The sequence below is a fragment of the Bacillus sp. FSL K6-0993 genome (genome assembly GCF_037977205.1).
Classification (GTDB): domain Bacteria; phylum Bacillota; class Bacilli; order Bacillales; family Bacillaceae; genus Bacillus; species Bacillus subtilis.
Genome location: NZ_CP150275.1, coordinates 2,729,709 through 2,750,744 on the forward strand (window position 1 = coordinate 2,729,709; position 21,036 = coordinate 2,750,744).

The 21,036-nt window shown below is 43.9% G+C and carries 16 protein-coding genes and 1 other annotated feature; of the genes, 2 read left to right on the forward strand and 14 right to left on the reverse strand.

Features of this window, described 5'->3' with window-relative positions; translation table 11 throughout:
* Positions 1-27: 27 nt before the first annotated feature.
* Positions 28-2,670: a valine--tRNA ligase gene (valS, locus tag MHH79_RS14305; RefSeq protein ID WP_017697542.1), complete on the reverse strand. Its 2,643-nt coding sequence runs from the start codon at positions 2,668-2,670 to the stop codon at positions 28-30.
* Positions 2,671-2,729: 59 nt separating this feature from the next.
* Positions 2,730-2,952, reverse strand: a binding site (T-box leader).
* A 165-nt stretch (positions 2,953-3,117) separates the two neighbouring features.
* Between valS and MHH79_RS14310 the strand changes: the two genes are divergently transcribed.
* Positions 3,118-3,309: a hypothetical protein gene (locus tag MHH79_RS14310; protein ID WP_003222590.1), complete on the forward strand. Its 192-nt coding sequence runs from the start codon at positions 3,118-3,120 to the stop codon at positions 3,307-3,309.
* 18 nt (positions 3,310-3,327) lie between these two features.
* Here the strand turns inward: MHH79_RS14310 and cotN are convergent, their stop codons facing one another.
* The 8 genes from cotN to hemA all read right to left on the reverse strand — a co-directional run bounded on the left by cotN (position 3,328) and on the right by hemA (position 12,497).
* Positions 3,328-4,353: a spore coat protein CotN gene (cotN, locus tag MHH79_RS14315; RefSeq protein ID WP_063335541.1), complete on the reverse strand. Its 1,026-nt coding sequence runs from the start codon at positions 4,351-4,353 to the stop codon at positions 3,328-3,330.
* 32 nt (positions 4,354-4,385) lie between these two features.
* The gene (gene spoVID, locus MHH79_RS14320) at positions 4,386-6,113 is read right to left on the reverse strand and encodes a spore coat morphogenetic protein SpoVID (RefSeq protein ID WP_340034673.1); all 1,728 of its coding nucleotides are present in this window, start codon (positions 6,111-6,113) and stop codon (positions 4,386-4,388) included.
* 130 nt (positions 6,114-6,243) lie between these two features.
* Positions 6,244-7,536 carry a glutamate-1-semialdehyde 2,1-aminomutase gene (hemL, locus tag MHH79_RS14325; protein ID WP_340034674.1) on the reverse strand — a complete coding sequence of 431 codons (1,293 nt, stop codon included), beginning with the start codon at positions 7,534-7,536 and terminating at the stop codon, positions 6,244-6,246.
* Positions 7,537-7,565: 29 nt separating this feature from the next.
* Positions 7,566-8,540: a porphobilinogen synthase gene (gene hemB, locus MHH79_RS14330; RefSeq protein ID WP_340034675.1), complete on the reverse strand. Its 975-nt coding sequence runs from the start codon at positions 8,538-8,540 to the stop codon at positions 7,566-7,568.
* Positions 8,537-9,325: a uroporphyrinogen-III synthase gene (gene hemD / locus MHH79_RS14335; RefSeq protein ID WP_063335544.1), complete on the reverse strand. Its 789-nt coding sequence runs from the start codon at positions 9,323-9,325 to the stop codon at positions 8,537-8,539. Before hemD ends, hemB begins: the two co-directional genes overlap by 4 nt.
* On the reverse strand, positions 9,315-10,259 hold the full coding sequence (hemC, locus tag MHH79_RS14340; RefSeq protein ID WP_080467340.1) for a hydroxymethylbilane synthase: 945 nt from the start codon (positions 10,257-10,259) through the stop codon (positions 9,315-9,317). Before hemC ends, hemD begins: the two co-directional genes overlap by 11 nt.
* Before the next feature lie 32 nt (positions 10,260-10,291).
* Entirely contained in the window at positions 10,292-11,122 is an 831-nt protein-coding gene (locus tag MHH79_RS14345; protein WP_003222575.1) for a cytochrome c biogenesis protein, read from the reverse strand.
* A gap of 7 nt (positions 11,123-11,129) precedes the next feature.
* Entirely contained in the window at positions 11,130-12,497 is a 1,368-nt protein-coding gene (gene hemA, locus MHH79_RS14350; RefSeq protein WP_004399038.1) for a glutamyl-tRNA reductase, read from the reverse strand.
* A gap of 229 nt (positions 12,498-12,726) precedes the next feature.
* Here hemA and MHH79_RS14355 point away from each other — a divergent pair, with 229 nt between their 5' ends.
* A complete protein-coding gene (locus tag MHH79_RS14355) occupies positions 12,727-13,224 on the forward strand; it encodes a hypothetical protein (protein ID WP_014477563.1) in 498 nt (165 codons plus the stop codon).
* Positions 13,225-13,245: 21 nt separating this feature from the next.
* Here the strand turns inward: MHH79_RS14355 and yihA are convergent, their stop codons facing one another.
* The 5 genes from yihA to tig form a co-directional block, all read right to left on the reverse strand.
* Positions 13,246-13,833 (reverse strand): ribosome biogenesis GTP-binding protein YihA/YsxC, encoded by a 588-nt coding sequence (gene yihA / locus MHH79_RS14360; protein WP_003229621.1) that lies wholly within the window; start codon positions 13,831-13,833, stop codon positions 13,246-13,248.
* A complete protein-coding gene (gene lon, locus MHH79_RS14365; RefSeq protein WP_340034676.1) occupies positions 13,830-16,154 on the reverse strand; it encodes an endopeptidase La in 2,325 nt (774 codons plus the stop codon). Before lon ends, yihA begins: the two co-directional genes overlap by 4 nt.
* A 180-nt stretch (positions 16,155-16,334) precedes the next feature.
* Positions 16,335-17,993: an ATP-dependent protease LonB gene (gene lonB, locus MHH79_RS14370; protein WP_015483529.1), complete on the reverse strand. Its 1,659-nt coding sequence runs from the start codon at positions 17,991-17,993 to the stop codon at positions 16,335-16,337.
* 151 nt (positions 17,994-18,144) lie between these two features.
* Entirely contained in the window at positions 18,145-19,407 is a 1,263-nt protein-coding gene (clpX, locus tag MHH79_RS14375; RefSeq protein ID WP_003229613.1) for an ATP-dependent protease ATP-binding subunit ClpX, read from the reverse strand.
* Between the two features lie 271 nt (positions 19,408-19,678).
* Positions 19,679-20,953 carry a trigger factor gene (gene tig, locus MHH79_RS14380; RefSeq protein ID WP_015384284.1) on the reverse strand — a complete coding sequence of 425 codons (1,275 nt, stop codon included), beginning with the start codon at positions 20,951-20,953 and terminating at the stop codon, positions 19,679-19,681.
* Between the last annotated feature and the right edge of the window lie 83 nt (positions 20,954-21,036).

The following is a 21,036-nucleotide window of genomic DNA, read 5'->3' on the forward strand; positions in this document are numbered from 1 at the left end:
TTCTCTAGAAACCGCCCCGGCTTTTCATTAACCCTTCAGCTCAGCCATTCGTTTTTGAACAGCGTCACGCTTCGCCACATAATCTTTTTCTTTTTCACGTTCTTCATCAATTACGTGTGCAGGCGCTTTTTTCATAAATCCTTCATTTCCAAGTTTCTTTTGGACACGCTCAACTTCTTTTGTCAGTTTATCAAATTCTTTTTGCAGACGGGCAATTTCTTCATCAATATTGATTAAGCCTTCAAGCGGAAGAATAACCTCTGCTCCTGAGACAACGGCCGTCATCGCCTTATCAACAGCCTCAATATCGGTGCCGATTTTAAGCACGCTCGGATTCGTAAAACGTTCAACATATGAACGGTTCGCTTCGAGGCGGGCCGCTATTTCGTCTGTGCTTGTTTTAATATATAGTTCAACCTGCTTGCTCATTGGCGTATTGACTTCACTGCGGATATTACGCACAGAACGGATCAGCTCAACAAGAAGCTTCATGTCAGCTGCCGCTTCAGTATCGGTATGCTCCGGCACTACTACAGGCCATTGACTTACTGTAATCGATTCCCCTTGGTGAGGAAGGTGCTGCCAAATTTCCTCCGTTAAGAATGGCATAAACGGATGGAGCAGACGCATCGTTTGATCAAGTACGTAAGCAAGGATGGAACGGGTAGTTTTCTTAGCCGCTTCGTCTTCTCCATAAAGCGGAAGCTTCGCCATTTCAATATACCAATCACAGAAATCATCCCAGATAAAGTTATATAAATGGCGTCCTACTTCACCAAATTCATATCGATCAGCAAGCTGGGTCACGTGCTCGATCGTTTCATTTAATCGCGTTAAAATCCACTTGTCAGCGACTGACTTTTCGCCTGACAGATCAAGCTCATCGTACGTCATGCCATCCATATTCATTAATGCAAAACGGGAGGCGTTCCAAATTTTATTGGCAAAATTCCAGGTCGATTCCACTTTTTCATAGCTGAAGCGCAGATCCTGGCCAGGAGAGCTTCCAGTCGCAAGGAAATAACGCAGAGAATCGGCTCCGTACTTGTCAATCACATCCATCGGGTCGACACCGTTGCCAAGAGATTTACTCATTTTCCGGCCTTGCTCGTCACGGATTAAGCCGTGGATTAAAACATCTTTGAACGGGCGCTCGCCTGTAAATTCAATGCCTTGGAAAATCATGCGTGATACCCAGAAGAAAATGATATCGTACCCTGTCACGAGAACATCTGTCGGATAGTAGCGTTTAAAGTCTTCAGCCGTTACATCAGGCCAGCCCATTGTGGAGAAAGGCCATAGCGCAGAACTGAACCATGTATCCAGTACGTCTGTATCCTGTTCCCAATTTTCGCTGTCTTCCGGCGCTTCAAGCCCGACATATAGCTCGCCTGTTTCTTTATGATACCAGGCAGGAATACGATGGCCCCACCACAATTGACGGGAGATACACCAGTCGCGAATGTTTTCCATCCAGTGTAAATACGTTTTTTCGAAACGGTCAGGCACAAAGTTGACCTTTTCTTCTTTCTTTTGCAACTCAATCGCTGCATCAGCAAGCGGCTGCATGCGCACAAACCATTGTGTAGAAAGATAAGGCTCCACAACAGCCCCGCTTCGTTCACTATGGCCGACAGAGTGCATATGATCCTCGATCTTGAAGAGAACTCCCGCCTCCTGTAAATCTTTTACGAGCTTTTTGCGGCATTCAAAACGATCCATACCTTGATATTGCAGCGCATTTTCATTCATCGTGCCATCTTCATTCATGACAAGAATGCGTTCTAAATTGTGGCGGTTGCCAAGCTCGAAGTCGTTCGGATCATGAGCAGGCGTAATTTTCACGGCACCTGAACCAAATTCCATATCAACATAGTCATCACCGACAATCGGAATTTCACGATTTACAATCGGCAGGATCACCGTTTTTCCGATAAGGTGTTTATAGCGCTCGTCTTCAGGGTGAACGGCAACAGCTGTATCACCGAGCATTGTTTCAGGACGTGTCGTCGCAATTTCAATTGAGCCTGAACCGTCAGCAAGCGGATAGCTCATATGATAGAACGCGCCTTGAACATCCTTGTAAATCACCTCAATGTCGGATAGGGCTGTTTTTGTCGCTGGGTCCCAGTTAATAATATATTCGCCTCTGTAGATCAGGCCTTTTTCATAAAGCTTAACGAATACTTCCCTTACCGCTTTGCTCAAGCCTTCATCCAGCGTAAAACGTTCACGGGAATAATCTAGGCCAAGACCTAATTTCGCCCACTGGCTGCGAATAAAGTCAGCATATTCTTCCTTCCACTTCCACGTTTCTTCGAGGAATTTTTCACGGCCTAAATCGTAGCGGGATTTGCCTTCTTCACGAAGTTTCGCCTCTACTTTAGCCTGTGTCGCGATGCCGGCGTGGTCCATGCCAGGAAGCCACAGCACATCATAGCCCTGCATGCGTTTCATTCTTGTTACAATGTCTTGCAGCGTTGTGTCCCATGCGTGGCCAAGGTGAAGTCTTCCTGTTACGTTTGGCGGCGGGATGACAACAGAGTATGGCTCTTTTGTCTGGTCACTGCCCGCTTCAAAAAATTTGCCTTTTAGCCAAAAATCATATCGGTCTTTTTCAACCGCTGCCGGATCATATTTCGTCGGCATTGTTTGTTCATTCGTTTCCATCATAACCCTCCAGCATGTTTAAAAATGGCTGAGAACGAAAAAAGAGCTCTTCATCCCTGTAAAAGGACGAAAAGCTCTTTCGCGGTACCACCTTTTTTCATGAACTCTATCAGTTCATGCACTTATAACGGATAACGGGTGTTTCCCGAATTTCTCTACTCTTCTTTCAAGAAATTATGCTCCCGGGCGACCTTCCAATCAGACAACATAAGAAGCCTTTCAGCAAACGGCTTCTCTCTCTGCATGCGCCTTTTTTGTACTCTTCCCGTTCTAAGCAGGTGTATTTATCAGCTCATTGTATACATTATTTATGTTCTTTATTATAGTAAAAGTGTTTTTGATTCGTCAATCATCTTTTCCAAAAACACCGCTTTCTATACAGATGGGCAGGCACCTATTGCCCAAGTTTACATATGATGCTTGTAAATGCGTAGAGGAGGATGCACCGTGAAGAAACGTTTCAGCTCTTATTCGCTGCCGCCATGGGTAAGGCAAATTCGGCTTGTATCCGCACAAGTGATTATTCCCATTACGATTTTTCAAGGAATCAGAACCATTTTCTTTCCGACAACCTTTGATGTTTTGCTGCTCGCAATCCTAATCTTTTTAGCTTGCGCCCTTCATTTAGAATGGATATAAACAAACAAGTCCGCGCCATTAAGACGTGGACTCGTTTTCAGCCTGAAATTTTTTCTCTTGTTCAATCTGATGAATTTTCATCACAAACGGCTCTATATTTTTCATTTGCCAATAAGCCTTTAATAATTGTGTACATTCCTCTTTTTCATGCTGTCTTTTCCCAGTTTGATAACCGTTCAGCACCTTGTACATGGCTGCCGGATATGCCATATAGCTGAGAAAAAGGCTGACTTCCGCTTCACGCAAAGGGAATGATTTCGTATATCCATAAAACCATTCGACGCATTCCGGACAAGCTTTCGGAAAGCCTCTGAACATTTTTGTATAAAAGCCGAGCAGGTCGTTTTGCGGCGGACCGACAGATGCTCTTTCGAAGTTTGTAAAATATCCGGTCCCGGCATCATTATACAGAAAATGGTGTATAGACAGGCTGCCGTGGTTCATTACAACCCGTGAAACGTCCTTTTCCTTTGCAGACTCATACCAGTCCTCCAACCGTTCCAGCGCAAAATTCACCGCGGAAATGGTTTCTGAAAAATAGGTTATGGCCTGGAGTTCAAAAGGAGAAAGGTACCATTCCTTCTCCGCTCTATCCACAAACTGCTCATAGAAAATTTTATCTTGTTCCCAATTTTTTTTCGTTTGCCCGTAATAACGTTCAATCTCATCACGTCTAACCTTTAGTTCCTGTGCGGTTCTCTCGTGAAGACGGGCTGTTTCTCTAAATAAATAAGCATGCTTCTGATCCCGCTCTTCCTCTTGGTCAAATTGGAGCCAAGGCATTAAATAGTAGGTATCTCCGTATTGTATGCCTGCTGAGAAAAACTCACCGCTATTTGTTCTGTAAACGGGAACGAATGAACGAAAGCCTTTTTCCTCAATCGCCACCATATGATCTGTAAAATGCTTGCCGCGACCCTCTTTCAATTTTTTCAGGGCAAATATGCCGTAGTCTGTATACACTTTCCAAACAAGAGGACTGACAGGCTCAATAAATTGAGCAGTCAGTCCGTATTCCTGAAGAACCGATTGGGTATCTTCCATTTCATTCACCACATTTTCCGATCACTTACGGTTTACGCATGGCTATTTTTATATTGAGGAATATAGAGAATCTGTCCTGCTTTTAATTCATCATCCAAGGCTAAAGAATTCATCCTGATCAGCTGCTGGGATGTAATTTCATACCGTTCGCATAAACGCTCGATCGTATCTTCCTGCTGCACAATACAAATTTTCATTCTTGAAAACTCATCCGCTTCTTTTGTAAAGAGTTTGGTTAAATAAAGAGAATTATCACTTTCCTTTGTTTGAGGTTCCTTCGTTTCAGCAGCAGGAGCAACCCTAGGAACAGCATCCGTTTCCTTCCTTTCAGTCTCAGAAGATTCAGGCAGCTGGAAGGATTGAAAAGGTGTTTCTTCCTTAGGCTCTTCAGCTGATGGTGTTTTTCTCACTTCAATTTCGAAGCTCTCTTCCTCTTGTTCTTCCTCCTCCAGCAGCTTAGGCGCTGAATAAAAAGAATCCTCCTCTTCTTGTTCAGGCAGGAAGGTACGGTATGCCGGTTCAGGCAATTCTTCTTGAGATGCCTCCTCCGAGCTTGTTTTTTGGTTGAAATGGAAATGTAAATCGGCTTTGTCATTCTCCACATATACAGCTGAAGCTGTTTCTCTGCTATCTTCTATGGAGAGAGTGGCCTCTGATACAATCTCCAAAGCTTCATCCGGTTCCGCCTCTTCTTGGCAAAGCGCAGGATCAGCCTGATCCGATTGAGCTGCTTCTTCATTTTGAGCCTCTTGGCGCAGCGCATATTCATGATTGGGAGACACTGTTGTTTCCGTTTTTTCCTCAGCAATCACAGTCTCTGAATGAAGCTCAGCTTCCAAAGCAGGCGATTCTTCTGCTCCAGCGTGTTCACGAAGCTCAGTCTCCGCTGGAGCGTCTGCTTCTTCACGAACATCCGCTATTGCAGCTGCCGGCTCTGCCGTTTCTTTTTTTGCTTTAACGATCTCTTGAATCTCTATTTCTGAAGGATCAGGTTCTGGCTCAGATTCTTCTGTTTCCGATTCAGCACGAACCTCCGTTTCCGGCACAGCAAGCTCTTCTGACTCTTCTTCCTCTTTCACATCTTCTCTGGCCTCTGGTTCTGAAGCAACCGATTCAGGCGGCTCAGATTCTGCTTTTTCTGTCTCCAGTTCTTCACGGAGCCCCGCTTTCGAGATAAAAAGTTCTGGCGGTTCGGCTGGCGGTTCATGCTGAATAACTGCTTCCTCTGCCGATGATGCACCCGGTTCTTCTACTACACTATGTGCCGGCGGCTCTGAAAGCTCTTCCTCCCTGAATGCCGCAGGAGCTTCATATAAAGGTATCTCCTGCTCTTTGTCTTGCGTATCGTCCAGAAGCCCTTCGATCGCTAAATCAGCTTGAATTGTTAAAATGCGCGAATCCGTCAATTGATAGTCAAATGCGTCAATAAAGACGAAGACATCCTGTAAATGGCTCACTTTATTTTTCGGAATGGTAATATCCACAGGAAAACAGTGAGTCAGTTCCGCACTTCCATCCTCTCTCTTTCTAACTTGTTCAACAAACCGCTTATCTGTATAAATCTCTTCGGTATGTTTGTTTTGATCTATGTTGTACTCACCTGTAAGTTCAAGCGATCCTATGATTGATACATAATCATTTACTTCCTGAACCCTAATATCAGGATCTAATGAAATAGAAAGCAGTTCAGAAACTTCCTGTCCTTTTTGGAAACAGATCGATTCTTCTACAGAAAATTGCAATCGATGATTTTGCGGCAAGTTCATATCCTCCTTTCATCTAATCCTTAAAATTAGATGTCACTAAAGGTGTATGTATGAACTGGAGAAAATATGAGTGGGAGAGCACGAAAAAACCGGCACAAGGAGTCCTTGATACCGGTTTTCACTCTTATCTGCGGCTGATCTCAGCAAATACTTTCTCAGCTGCCTGGATTGTGTTTTCAATATCTTCATCAGTATGGGCCGTTGAGAGGAAAAGACCTTCGAATTGTGATGGCGGAAGGAATACCCCTTCATTTGCCATCCCCTTATAATAGCTTGCGAACAGCTTCAAATCAGATGATTTCGCTGTTTCATAATTGATGACTGGTTCGTTTGTAAAGAAGAAACCGATCATCGAACCTGCACGGTTAAAGGTATGCGGAATGCCATGTGCCTCGGCGGCTTTTGAAATCCCTTCTTCCAGTCTGTCGCCTTTTTTGATGAAATTCTTGTAGGAATCAGGTGTCAGCTGTTTCAATGTCTCTAAGCCAGCCGTCATTGCAAGCGGGTTGCCTGACAATGTACCAGCTTGATAGATCGGACCGCTTGGAGCGATCTGCTCCATGATTTCTGCCTTTCCGCCATAAGCGCCGACAGGAAGTCCGCCCCCAATTACTTTTCCTAAACAAGTCAGATCAGGCGTTACGCCGAAGTAGCCTTGAGCGCAGTTATAATCGACCCGGAAGCCTGTCATCACTTCATCAAAAATCAGCAGGGAGCCGTACTGCTCAGTGATATCACGCAGACCCTGCAGGAAACCTTCTTGCGGCGGAACAACACCCATATTTCCGGCAACTGGCTCTACAATGACTCCCGCAATGTCTTCACCGAATTGCTGGAAAGCAAGCTTTACACTTTCTAAATCATTGTACGGAACGGTGATGGTGTTTTTCGCAATGCCTTTAGGCACCCCCGGGCTGTCAGGCAGACCGAGAGTGGCAACACCTGAACCAGCTTTAATCAAGAGAGAATCGCCGTGCCCGTGGTAGCAGCCCTCAAATTTTAAAATCTTGTTGCGGCCCGTATAGCCCCTTGCCAAACGGAGGGCACTCATTGTAGCCTCTGTTCCGGAGCTTACCATTCGTACAATTTCTACAGATGGCACACGATCAATGACGAGCTTAGCCAGTTCATTTTCCACTTCAGTCGGAGCACCGAAGCTTGTCCCGTATTCAGCCACTTTTTTGAGGCTTTCTACGACACGGTCATTTGTATGCCCTAAAATTAAAGGCCCCCATGACAAGACGTAGTCAATATATTCATTCCCGTCAATATCAAAGATTTTCGAGCCTTTTCCGCGTTCCATAAAAATCGGGTCCATGTCTACCGATTTAAATGCGCGAACGGGACTGTTCACACCGCCCGGCATGAGTTTTTGCGCTTCTTTAAAAGCCGTTTTTGATTTTTCATAGCTTCTCATCTGCCTCAACTCCTGTCAACTGAATAAAATTACTCCACAAGCCATTTCGCTGCGTCTTTCGCATGATACGTAATAATCAGGTCGGCACCCGCGCGCTTCATGCTTGTCAAAATTTCCAACACAATTTCTTTTTCTTTGATCCAGCCGTTCTGCGCTGCAGCCTTCACCATTGAATACTCTCCGCTTACATTATAAGCGACGAGCGGCAAAGTAAACTCATTTTTTACGTCACGCATGATATCCATATAAGAAAGCGAAGGTTTGACAATCAAAAAGTCCGCGCCTTCCTCGACATCTGATTGTGCTTCGCGGAGTGCCTCCATACGGTTGGCAGGGTCCATCTGATATGTTTTGCGGTCTCCGAATTGCGGTGTGCTGTTTGCTGCATCACGGAACGGACCGTAAAACTCACTTGAATATTTCACAGCGTAAGACATGATTGGAATATTGACGAATCCTTCTTTATCAAGTGCTTCTCTGATCACTGTAACAAATCCGTCCATCATGTTTGATGGCGCAATGATATCCGCACCTGCTTTCGCTTGGCTGACAGCTGTCTGCGCCAAAAGCTCCAGCGATTCATCATTGAGGATGACCCCGTCTTTGACAAGTCCGCAATGGCCGTGGTCTGTGTATTCGCACAGGCACGTGTCAGCGACAACAACCATTTCAGGGAAGTGTTCTTTAATTTCTGTGATGGCTTTTTGGACAATTCCGTGATCATGGTACGCTTGTGTTCCGCAATCATCTTTTTCTTCCGGGATGCCGAACACGATAACAGATTGAATGCCCAGTTTGACCAGCTCCGCTAATTCATCCTTCAATAAATCTAATGATACATGGTAAACATCAGGCATTGACGGAACAGCTTTTTTGCCTTCCAGCCCTTCAACGACAAAAATCGGATAAATAAAATCTGATGGATGCAAACGTGTTTCCTTTACCATTTCTCTCATTGCTTTTGATGTCCGCAGGCGGCGGTGTCTATTAAATGATTGACTCATATTCTCTCTTCCTCTCTTGACATGCTGCACATTAATTCAAGCATGCCATCTATTGTAAATGTATCAGGCGTATGCGATGTGATGCCGTACGTCAGAAGGGCATCACTTGTTAAAGGCCCAATGCTGATACAGGCCGTCCCATTCGCCTTCCACTTTTTTAATTCTTCTCCCAAGACATGCATAAACGTATGTACGGTTGATGAACTCGTAAATGTTACATAGTCAAAGGAATATTGACCCGCAGCGTCTTTCAGTGCCTCAATGCCTTCTTCATCCGGAATCGTTTCGTAGAGAACCCATTCCTTTACTTCAAAACCGAGCGGGACAAGCTCTTGTTTTATCACATCACGTGACAAATTCCCTTTCATCACGGTAATGGGCTCCCCCGGTTCAACATGCTGCTTAAGAGCGTCAGCCAATTGTTCAGCAATATACTCCTGTGGCATCACATCAACCGATACGTTATGCGTTTTTAAACGGCGGGCGGTTTTTTCACCGACGGCTGCAATTTTTTTATGCGCAGGGAGAATAAGCTGATTTTCCTTCAGATAAGAAAAAAAGAAGTCTGCCCCGTTCACACTTGTAAAAACAAGCCAGCCTGGCGCGGCAAGATCCTCTCTTACCTGTTCCGCAACATCATTCGGCAAAGCGCGGCGAAACGTAATCAAAGAGGTTAAAACAGCTTTACCGCCAAGCGCCTCCACTTTTTGCTGAAATGATGTTGCCTGTGCCTTATTCCGGGTGACAAGCACTGTTTTTCCTTTCAACGGAAAATCATTTTCCATCCTCATCAAGCTCCCGTTTTACACGATCAATTAAATCTTTTGCTCCTTTGTCAGCCATAAGAGCGGCACAGCGCTTTCCTACTTCCTCCGGATCGTTTCCGGTGACGGTTTCTTTAAAAATGATTTTGCCGTCAGGTGAAGCGACAAGACCTGTCATTTCAATTTCATCCTGTCCATTTAACACGGAGTAGCCTGCGATCGGAACCTGGCAGCCGCCCTCCATCGTGTTTAAAAAAGCACGTTCCGCTAAGACAGTCCGTTTTGTATATTCATCTGTAAACTGAGAAAACAACGCCAACAGCTCTTCATCCGATTCTCGGCACTCAATCGCCAGTGCTCCCTGCCCCACAGCAGGCAAACAGCGCTCAGGCTCAAGGAATTCGGTTACGACATCTTGCTTCCAACCCATTCTAGAAAGGCCGGCAGCCGCTAAAATAATCGCGTCATAATCCTCTGTTTCCAGCTTTTGAAGTCTTGTATCTATATTACCTCTAATCCATTTAATTGTAAGGTCAGGGCGCTCAATCAAAAGCTGCGCGCTTCTTCTTAAACTGCTTGTGCCAATGACAGCACCTTCCTTCATTTCTGAAAGCTTTACGCGATTCTTTGAAATAAGGGCATCACGAGGATCTTCCCGTTCAGGAATACAGCCGATCACAAGGCCTTCAGGCAAAACAGCAGGCATGTCCTTCATGCTGTGCACTGCCATATCAATCTCTTCGTTTAAAAGCGCCTGTTCAATTTCTTTGACAAACAGCCCTTTTCCACCCACTTTTGAGAGTGTAACATCGACAATCCGGTCGCCCTTTGTCACGATCTCTTTAATTTCAAAAGCAAACAAAGGATTGATTTCCTTCAGTTTTTGAATAACCCATTTTGTTTGAGTCATAGCGAGTTTGCTTCGTCTGGAACCTACTTTAATCGTTCTCATCATTTCTTTCCTCCCGAATCTGCTTGGGACATCGTTTAACTGAACCAATGGAATTGCGACAGGCTTCCAAGCAGGAAATAATTGATCATCAGCACCAGAAAACAAGCCGTATTCCACAGTGCAGCGACCTTTCCTTGCAGCTCTTTAATCAGCCTGATATAAAGATAATAGCTGTACAGCAGCAGGACGACAAACGAACCAAGCACTTTGGCGTCAAACCAATACAGCGTTTCTAGTGAGACATATGCCCAAATGACGCCGAGAATCAAACTCAGCAGCAGCATCGGAACCCCAATGACATTTAAAACATACGCCATATAATCAAGCTTAGATAAATCTTCTATTCTCAACAGCCATTTTCCCCACTTTTTCTTTTTCAGCAGATGATATTGAAACATATATAGCACAGAAAAAACGAAAGAAAGGGAAAAAGCGCCGTATGAAAGAATCGCCATTGTAATATGGATCACCAAAAGCTCGGATACAAGCTGCCCGGAAAAAGCAGCTGACTGCTGCTCTGTCGGTGAAAATGTGTGAATGGCGATCATAGAAAATCCTATAACATTTGTAAAAAACACGATAAAGTCAACACGTAAAAGCTTTGTCAGTACAAGTGACAGCGTGACAAGCACCCAGGCATAAAAATAAAGCGCCTCCGTCACATTTAATACCGGAAACCGCCCCGTCACCCACATAAAATAGGCTAAATACACGGTTTGCAGAGTCCAGACAATAGAAAGCAACCAGAAGGCCATTTTTCCAGCCTTCCGGTTGTGTTGAAGAAAATCTATAAAATAAAAGAGTACACTTAACGCGTAAATGACGATTGTCCCCTCATTAAGTCTTGCCATTGCAGTATCAATCATTCAGCTTTCACTCACTTACAAGTGGGCTAAAGCCCGCTTTTGATTCAGCCTTCTTAAAAGAGTGGACCTTCTGGCTGCTTTCAACGGTTTTCATCATTTGACGGCCCGCAGCTTCTTCAATATCAAAAATCTGCATAAACAACGCAAGCTTTTCTTCAGAATCAGCATCTGCCGCAAGCTCTTTCACCTTTAAAATCGGATCACGAAGCATTTGGTTAATAATACTTTTGGTGTGTTTGTTCAACAGTTTTTTCTCTCTTGTGCTTAAGTGAGGCAGCTTACGCTCAATGCTGTCCATCGTTTCTGACTGGATGGCAAGCGCCTTTTCGCGCAATGCAGAAATAACCGGCACAACACCAAGTGTATTCATCCATTGTTTAAATTCCACAATGGTTTCTTCAATTAACAGTTCAACTTTTTCAGCTGTTTCTCTCCGTTCTTTCATGTTCGCTTCTACAATGCCTTCCAGATCGTCGATATCATAAAGAAAAACACCTTCAAGATCATTCAGCGCCGGATCAAGATCTCTAGGCACGGCAATGTCGACCATAAACAGCGGACGTCCCTTGCGAAGCTTATTCGCGTTTTCCATCATCTCTTTGGACACGACAAATTCACTTGCACCGGTTGAACTGATTAAAATATCAGCCTCCGCAAGCGCGCTTTCAAGCTGATTCAAGCTTCTCGCTTCACCTGAGAAACGGTCTGCAAGCTCCTTCGCTTTCAAGTATGTTCGGTTAATGACAGTGACCTTGCCGATTCCCTGTCCGTGCAGGTTTTCCGCAGCAAGCTCGCCCATTTTTCCCGCACCGAGAATCAATATGTGCTTGCTTGAAAGATTCCCGAAGATTTTTTTAGCAAGTTCAACTGCAGCATAGCTTACTGACACCGCATTTGAGCCAATGTCTGTTTCGGCGTGAGTCCGTTTGCCCACTGTAACCGCCTGCTTAAACAGCTCATTAAAAATAGTCCCGATCGTTTTTTCTTGCTGAGCTGTTTTAAAGCTGTCGCGTACCTGTCCGAGAATCTGCGTTTCGCCAATCACCATAGAGTCAAGTCCGCAGGCTACACGGAATAAATGCTCAACAGCGGCATCGCTCTCATAAAACGTTAAGAACGGTGACAGCTCTTCTTTGCTTAATTGAAACCAATCAGCTAAAAACTTTTTTATATAATAACGGCCGGTATGGAGCTGGTCGACTACCGCATAAATTTCAGTGCGGTTGCAGGTTGAGACAATGATGTTTTCAAGAATGCTTTTCTCTTCTTTCAGCTGCACCATTGCTTCCGCCAGCTCATTCGGCTGAAAACTTACTTTTTCACGTATCTCAATAGGGGCGGATTTATAATCTACTCCCACAACAAGTATATGCATCGCTCTAATTACACCCCCAACACCGAATCTTAATTTATAATCATTCTAACATAGAACTCATTATTTATAATAATTATAACATAGTTTCTTTCACAAAATGTGAACAGATTTTAAAATTCTTATGCTATATTAGAAAAAGCTTCAGGGAAAAGAAGCATTCCTATTGACAATACCAAAAACAGCAGAAATTTACTACACATCAGCTCTAAAAAACAAGAAGGTGATATGCATGAAACAAAAATCAATTTTATTCCCTTGTCTGCTGCTTGCCGCTTCTGTATATGCATGGCTAGAAAGCGGCCAAGCCGAACTATTTTCAGGGCAGGATCAATGGCCTGTTCTCCTCATGCTGTTAGGCGCAGCCTTTGTATATCAAGGAAAAAAAGAAGCCGTTACACCTCATTTTTTTATTGGTTTACTTCTCTTCGGGATCGGTTTACACTTTTTTGCCAAGCCGAAATGGGTATGGTGGCCGGATGATTTTGAAATGCTCCTCTTTATGATCGGCTTCTCACTTCTCGTTTCAGCCGTTCAAAAAAAAGAATATGTATATGAAGCTGTGTCGATGATTTGTTTTTCCCTGTTTTTGTACTTTTTCAAACAAATTATGGCATGGCTTGAGTCTGCGCATATTCCAACAGCGCTTCTGAAGGAGTATTGGCCGTTTGTCTTTATTGGAATCAGTTTATTGTTATTATTGATAAAACGAAAAAAATCTATACGATAAATAAAACCGGTAGAGGATTCTCTACCGGTTTATCATTTTTTTGATCGCTCCCCAAGCTTCGTCTTTTCCCTTTTTCGTTTCTGAGGAAAAGAGAATCAGCTCGTCTTCCGGATCAATATTTAATGTTTGTCGGACAACCTTCGCGTGTTTGTCCCATTTGCCTTTCGGGATTTTATCCGCCTTTGTAGCGATAACAATAACAGGAATGCCGTAATACTTTAAGAATTCATACATCTGTACATCATCATTAGATGGCGCATGCCGCAAATCAACGATCTGCACCACAGCTTTTAATTCCTCGCGTGTCGTGATGTAGGTTTCAATCATTCTGCCCCATGCTTCACGCTCAGACTTTGACACTTTGGCAAAACCGTAGCCCGGCACATCCACAAAATGCAGCTCATCATTGATAATATAGAAATTAAGCGTTTGTGTTTTTCCTGGCTTTGATGACGTTCTCGCAAGATTTTTGCGATTGATTAATGAATTGATAAAAGACGATTTTCCTACGTTCGATCTTCCGGCCAATGCGATTTCCGGAAGCCCCCCTTCAGGGTACTGTTCCGGTTTTACTGCACTGATCACGATTTCTGACTTTGTGACTTTCATTTCTTCTCTCCTACTAAGGCATGTTCCAAAACCTCGTCTAAGTGGGACGCCAATATAAATGTCAGCCCCTCCCTGACGCTTTCCGGAATATCCTCTATATCTTTTTCATTATCTTTAGGCGCAATAATGGTCGTTAATCCCGCTCTATGTGCGCCAAGCGCTTTTTCCTTCAAGCCGCCGATCGGCAGCACGCGCCCGCGAAGCGTGATTTCCCCAGTCATGCCGACTTCACGCGAAACCGCCCGTCCCGTTAAAGCAGAAACAAGCGCTGTTGCCATCGTAATACCGGCTGACGGACCATCTTTTGGCACCGCACCCTCTGGTACATGTATATGAATATCATACTTCTCATGAAAGTCAGGTTCAATGCCAAGTTCTTCTGTTTTGGATCGCACATAGCTGAATGCAGCCTGAGCTGACTCTCTCATAACATCTCCGAGCTTTCCTGTCAGGATTAATTTCCCTTTCCCCGGAGAAAGCGATACTTCAATCGACAGCGTATCTCCGCCAACGGTTGTATAAGCAAGCCCTGTCACTACACCAACCTGATCCTCTGTTTCAGCTTGTCCATATCTGAAAATACGTTTTCCGATAAAGTCTTGAAGGTTCTTCTCAGTAACCGTAATCCGTTTTCGCTCTTCAGCAACAATGGCTTTTGCAGCTTTACGGCAAATCGCGGCAAGCTGGCGTTCAAGGCTTCTCACACCAGCTTCTCTCGTATAGTAGCGGATAATATCAAGAATCGCCTGATCACGCAGCTGCAGGTTGCTTTTCTTCAGCCCGTGTTCTTTGATTTGCTTTGGGAGCAAGTGATCCTTTACGATTTCAAGTTTTTCTATTTCTGTGTAGCCTGCGATATTAATAATTTCCATTCTGTCTCTGAGCGGGCCCGGGATTGTGGCCAAATTGTTCGCCGTTGCGATAAACAGCACTTTGGATAAATCAAAGGTTTCTTCAATATAGTGATCACTGAAGCTGCTGTTTTGCTCTGGATCAAGCACTTCAAGCATAGCGGATGATGGGTCTCCTCTAAAATCAGATGACATTTTGTCAATTTCGTCTAATAAGAAGACCGGATTCAGCTTGCCCGCTTTTTTCATCCCTTGAATAATACGTCCAGGCATTGCTCCGACATAGGTCCGTCTGTGTCCGCGTATCTCTGATTCGTCCCGTACTCCTCCGAGTGAGATTCTGACGAATTTGCGTCCCAAGCTTTTTGCAATTGATTTGGCTAAAGACGTTTTTCCGACACCTGGAGGTCCTGCCAAACAGAGAATCGGGCCTTTCAGGGATTTGGTCAGCTTCTGGACAGCCAGATATTCTAAAATACGTTCTTTTACTTTTTCAAGCCCGTGGTGCTCTTCGTTCAAGAGACGTCCTGCTTCTTTCAAATCAAGCTTATCATCTGTTTCATCCGTCCACGGAAGAGCAACCAGCCAGTCGATATAGTTGCGGATCACGGAGCTTTCCGCAGAACTTGACGGAATTTTTTCATATCTGTTTAATTCTTTAAGCGCTGTTTCCTTCACATGCTCAGGCATGCCTGCTTCTTCGATTTTTTCCGTCAGCGTCTGAACTTCGCCAGTTTTGCCTTCTTTATCGCCAAGCTCTTTTTGGATCGCCTTCATTTGTTCACGCAAGTAGTATTCCTTCTGCGTACGCTCCATCGAACGTTTGACGCGCTGGCCGATTTTTTTCTCAATCTCCAGCACTTCTTTTTCATTATTAATAAAATCAATGACCTTGTTCAGCCTGTCTTTGACATCAGCCGTTTCTAAAATATCCTGCTTATCCTTTAGTTTAAGGGGCAGATGAGAAGCAACGATGTCTGCCATTCTCCCCGGCTCTTCGATATCAGTAACCGCGGCGTACGTTTCGGCCGAGATTTTTTTAGAAATTTTTATGTACTGATCAAAGTGGTCTAGCAAAGTCCGCATCAATGCTTCGTCTTCTGTATCTTTTGAATCATCTTCATGAATAAGTTGAATGTCTACCGACGTGTAATCCTCGTGTTCATTGTATTTGACGATATGGGCGCGCTTGAGGCCCTCCACCAACACACGAATCGTACCGTTCGGAAGCTTCAGCATTTGCTTAATTTTTGTATAGGTGCCGACAGTGAAAATCTCGTCTTCACCAGGTTCGTCTATCGAAATATCCTGCTGAGTGGCTAAAAATATCATATGATCATGCATCATTGCCTGTTCAAGAGCCTGAACCGACTTGTCACGTCCTACATCTAAATGCAAAACCATCGTCGGGTACACTAATAAACCTCTTAAAGGGAGGAGCGGGATGCTGCGTTTTAATTCTTCTGCCATGTGACTGACACCTCCGTGACTTTAGTATGAACCATTATAATACAACTTTTTCATCCTTGTACAATAAACGGCATGGTTCCATTTTCTATAAAACAGTCTCCTCGTAGTATACCCTTTCTTTCTGATATGAAAAAGGAAAAGATGTCCTTCATGAAAAAAACCCTATTATCAAAATAGGGTTTAAACGGATTCTTTATTGATTTCAATATGAAACGGTTTTTGTTCCGTTGGCGGATTCACTAAAATTTCATCAAGCACTTCCTGGAACGTCTTCACTGCAATAATCTTGATCCCGTCAATCTGCTTTAAGATCGCCTGCTGATTTTCATATGGGATAATCACCTTTTTCGCACCGGACTGCTTGGCCGCTTTTATTTTCGGAATGACGCCTCCGATGGGTTTCACAAGACCGTTCAGGCTGATTTCGCCCGTCATCGCAACGGTATTGTCAATAGGAATTTTGTGTATCGCCGAGAAAATCCCCGCCGCCATCGCAATGCCTGCTGACGGCCCATCAATTGGAATCCCTCCTGGGAAATTGATGTGAATATCATAATCAGAAGGCTTCATTCCCATTGTCCGGAGCACGGTTAATACATTTTCAACCGAACCCTTCGCCATGCTTTTTCGTCTGATTGATTTTGATTGGCTGCCGATGCTTTCTTCTTCAGCTATTCCTGTGATGTTAATTGATCCTTTATCTTGAGCCGAGGTTACACTCACTTCGATTTCCAGAAGCGATCCGCTGTTAGGCCCGTAGACTGCAAGCCCATTTACAATGCCAACCTGTGGTTCAACACCGATTTTTTGCTCGTGCTTTGGAGTAAGCTGACTGGAGTGAATGACCCATTCAATATCCTCAATCGTAATGTCCTTCCGATTCTCCGTTACAGCCATCCCCGCTGCGATTTGAATCATATTGACGGCTTCCCGCCCGTTCCGTGTGTAGCTGGTCAAAAGATCCAGGCCCTCTTCGGAGATATTTTTTTCAATTTTATCAGCTGCTGTTTTAGCAACCGTTTTCAGCTCGTCCTTTTCAAGCTCGCGGAAAAAAACCTCCAAACAGCGGGACCTGATAGCTGGCGGAATTTCGTTTGGCATTCTCGTGGTCGCGCCAATCAAGCGAAAATCAGCCGGCAGCCCATTTTGAAAAATATCATGAATATGATTCGGAATTTGTGTATTTTCCTCACTGTAATACGCACTGTCTAAAAAGACTTTTCTGTCCTCAAGCACCTTCAGCATTTTATTCATTTGAATAGGATGCAGCTCCCCTATTTCATCAATAAACAGCACACCGCCATGGGCATGGGTGACAGCTCCCTGCTTCGGCTGCGGAATCCCAGCCTGTCCCATCGCTCCGGCCCCTTGGTATATCGGGTCATGGACAGAGCCGATGAGCGGATCGGCAATTCCTCTTTCATCAAAACGGGCTGTTGTCGCATCGAGTTCCACAAAGACAGCCTGCTCTTTAAACGGTGATTGTTTATGTTTTTTTGCTTCTTCCAACACAAGCCGCGCAGCAGCCGTTTTCCCAACTCCCGGTGGCCCATAGACAATCACATGCTGAGGATTTGGCCCGCATAAAGCAGCCTTTAATGCTTTAATGCCGTCTTCCTGTCCGACGATATCTTTAAAGCTTTTGGGGCGGACCTTCTCAGATAATGGCTCGGACAAGCTGATAGCGCGCATTTTCCGAAGCTGCTCCATTTCCTTCTTTGATTCTTTATCTATCGTGACCTTTTGTGTCCTTTGATTTTTAAGCAAATTCCAAAAATACAAACCGATGATGATCCCAAAAAACAGCTGAATAAATAACGCGATCCCTGTCCAACTCATGGTGGTCCCTCCTGAAAAACAATTTATGTATCCAATTCATTCCTCTGATTGCTAGTATCTCCCATAGAAGACGGGAATAAACGTTTTTCCAGAAGAGTTGCATGCAAAAAAACCTCCTGAGTGTTACCACTCAGGAGGTTTGTACTTATCTTTATGCAGATGTTTTATCTTGGCTTACCTCAGTGCCGTCTTTTAATAAGAGGCGAGGAGGCTCTCCGTGTGTCACAGTTGCCCCGGTGATTACACATTTTTCAATGTCATCACGAGAAGGCAGCTCAAACATCACATCAAGCATGATGCCTTCAATGATGGAACGGAGTCCGCGTGCTCCAGTCTTGCGTTCAATTGCTTTTTTAGCAATTTCAGAAAGCGCTTCTTCTTCAAACTCAAGCTCAACGTTGTCAAGCTCAAGCATTTTCTTGAATTGCTTAACAAGAGCGTTTTTCGGTTTTGTTAAGATCGCAACCAATGCTTCTTCGTCAAGCTTTTCAAGGCTTGCAATAACCGGAAGACGTCCGATAAATTCAGGAATTAACCCGAAACGGAGCAAATCTTCAGGAAGCACTTTTGAAAGAAGGTCTTCTTTCTCAAGATCAGCAGCTTTATTGTCGGCACCGAATCCAATCACTTTTTGGCCTAAACGGCGTTTGATGATTTGTTCGATACCATCGAAAGCTCCGCCGCAAATGAACAAAATATTTGTTGTGTCAATTTGAATGAATTCTTGATGAGGATGCTTACGTCCACCTTGAGGCGGTACGCTTGCCACTGTACCCTCAAGAATTTTAAGCAATGCCTGCTGTACACCCTCACCTGACACATCACGTGTGATAGACGGGTTTTCAGATTTTCTAGCCACTTTATCGATTTCATCAATATAGATAATGCCTTTTTCGGCTTTTTCCACATCATAATCAGCAGCTTGGATGAGCTTCAAGAGAATATTCTCTACATCTTCACCCACGTATCCAGCTTCAGTCAAAGATGTAGCGTCTGCAATCGCAAACGGCACATTTAAAATGCGAGCCAATGTTTGCGCCAGAAGGGTTTTACCGCTTCCCGTAGGGCCGATTAATGAAATATTACTTTTTGAAAGCTCAACATCATCAACTTTGCTGTTAGAGTTAATGCGCTTATAGTGGTTATACACAGCCACAGCAAGTGATTTCTTCGCTTGATCTTGGCCGATGACATATTCATTCAAAATTTCACGGATTTCCTGAGGCTTTGGTACGTCTTTAAATTCTACTTCTTCTTCTGTTCCGAGTTCTTCCTCTACAATTTCAGTGCAGAGTTCGATACATTCGTCACATATATATACACCAGGTCCAGCTACAAGCTTACGAACCTGATCTTGTGTTTTTCCACAGAACGAGCATTTTAATTGTCCTTTTTCCTCGTTAAATTTAAACATTCTTTCACCCCTTAATCTTGTCTCACTTTTTCTTTTACCGGCAGAGCAAAAGAAAATGATTCTAGAAACGAACGAGTATGTATTGCATTTTACCATACTTTCCAAAAAGACGGTAACAATGTGTTTCTGACTTGCACATTCTATATGTATGACAAAAAACAGCCCTGCATTAACTATATTGCCCCAAGAAAAAGAGATAACTCATAATTGTACAAAACAAGGCACGAATGATTCGCGCCCTGTTTTATTAGTACTATTATTATGCACCATATTAACGGTTTTCTACAAGAAAATCAATTGCTTTGCGAACTTTTAAATCTTCTTTCATCGCGTCAGTAGAACCGATGGCTTGTTTAATATTTTCAACAGGCATGTTGTATGCTTCAGCCATTTTAGTAAGCTCAGCATCAACTTCCTCATCTGATACTTCAAGGTTTTCCGCTTTCGCAATCGCCTCAAGAGTCAGGTTAGATTTTACGCGTTTTTCAGCATCTTCTTTCATTTGCTCTTTAAGCGCAGCTTCATCTTGACCTGAGAATTGAGTGTAAAGCTCAAGGTTCATGCCTTGCATTTGCAGACGCTGTTCGAATTCTTTCAGCATGCGGTCAAGCTCAGTGTCGACCATTGCTTGCGGAACGTCGATTTCAGCATTTTCAGAAGCTTTCAGAACAAGCTCTTCACGTAATTTAGCGTCAGCTTCGTTTTCTTTTGCTTCTTCCAGACGTTTCTTTGTTTTTTCAGTTAATTCAGCAAGTGTTTCCACTTCTTCATCGATATCTTTTGCGAATTCATCGTTAAGCTCAGGAAGCTCTTTCGCTTTGATTTCGTGAATTTTCACTTTAAACACAGCTGGTTTGCCTGCAAGCTCTTCAGCGTGGTATTCTTCTGGGAATGTCACTTCAACATCCTTTTCAGCGCCTGCTTCAAGACCAACTAACTGATCTTCGAAGCCAGGGATGAATGAGCCAGATCCTACTTCAAGAGAGTAGTTTTCAGCTTTTCCGCCTTCGAAAGCTTCGCCGTCAACGAATCCTTCGAAATCAAGAACAACTGTGTTTCCTTCTTCAACGGCGCCTTCTTCTTTTACAACAAGCTCAGCTTGACGCTCTTGAAGGGCTTTTAGTTCGTTTTGAACATCTTCGTCAGTTACAGTTGTGTCGTCTTTTTCAATGCCCAGGCCTTTGTATTCGCCAAGCTTCACTTCAGGTTTTACTGTTACTTTCGCAGTGAAGATTAAGCTTTCGCCTTTTTCGATTTTTTCAACATCGATTTCAGGACGGTCTACAGGCTCGATTCCAGCTTCTTCAACCGCTTTAGGGTATTCTACAGGAAGAAGAATATCCAAAGCATCTTGGTAAAGAGCTTCTACGCCAAAGCGCTGTTCGAATAATCCGCGAGGAATTTTACCTTTACGGAATCCAGGAATTGAAACTTGTTTTACTACTTTTTTAAATGCATCATCAAGTGCTGTTTTAAACGTTTCAGCATCAACTTCAACCGTTAAAACGCCTTCGTTGCCTTCTTGTTTTTCCCATTTTACAGACATGTGTTTCCCTCCAAAAATCTATTCAGGTTGTGTCGGTCTTCCATTCTAAAGCAATCATTCGGCTTCGTCCAACAAAAACAAAG

Excerpts from the sequence above, each read along its gene's own strand:
- valS (WP_017697542.1), bottom strand. The coding sequence starts at position 2,670 with ATGGAAACGAATGAACAAACAATGCCGACGAAATATGATCCGGCAGCG.
- cotN (WP_063335541.1), bottom strand. The coding sequence starts at position 4,353 with ATGGAAGATACCCAATCGGTTCTTCAGGAATACGGACTGACTGCTCAA.
- hemL (WP_340034674.1), bottom strand. The coding sequence starts at position 7,536 with ATGAGAAGCTATGAAAAATCAAAAACGGCTTTTAAAGAAGCGCAAAAA.
- hemB (WP_340034675.1), bottom strand. The coding sequence starts at position 8,540 with ATGAGTCAATCATTTAATAGACACCGCCGCCTGCGGACATCAAAAGCA.
- hemD (WP_063335544.1), bottom strand. The coding sequence starts at position 9,325 with ATGGAAAATGATTTTCCGTTGAAAGGAAAAACAGTGCTTGTCACCCGG.
- hemC (WP_080467340.1), bottom strand. The coding sequence starts at position 10,259 with ATGATGAGAACGATTAAAGTAGGTTCCAGACGAAGCAAACTCGCTATG.
- MHH79_RS14345 (WP_003222575.1), bottom strand. The coding sequence starts at position 11,122 with ATGATTGATACTGCAATGGCAAGACTTAATGAGGGGACAATCGTCATT.
- hemA (WP_004399038.1), bottom strand. The coding sequence starts at position 12,497 with ATGCATATACTTGTTGTGGGAGTAGATTATAAATCCGCCCCTATTGAG.
- MHH79_RS14355 (WP_014477563.1), top strand. The coding sequence starts at position 12,727 with ATGAAACAAAAATCAATTTTATTCCCTTGTCTGCTGCTTGCCGCTTCT.
- yihA (WP_003229621.1), bottom strand. The coding sequence starts at position 13,833 with ATGAAAGTCACAAAGTCAGAAATCGTGATCAGTGCAGTAAAACCGGAA.
- lon (WP_340034676.1), bottom strand. The coding sequence starts at position 16,154 with ATGGCAGAAGAATTAAAACGCAGCATCCCGCTCCTCCCTTTAAGAGGT.
- lonB (WP_015483529.1), bottom strand. The coding sequence starts at position 17,993 with ATGAGTTGGACAGGGATCGCGTTATTTATTCAGCTGTTTTTTGGGATC.
- clpX (WP_003229613.1), bottom strand. The coding sequence starts at position 19,407 with ATGTTTAAATTTAACGAGGAAAAAGGACAATTAAAATGCTCGTTCTGT.
- tig (WP_015384284.1), bottom strand. The coding sequence starts at position 20,953 with ATGTCTGTAAAATGGGAAAAACAAGAAGGCAACGAAGGCGTTTTAACG.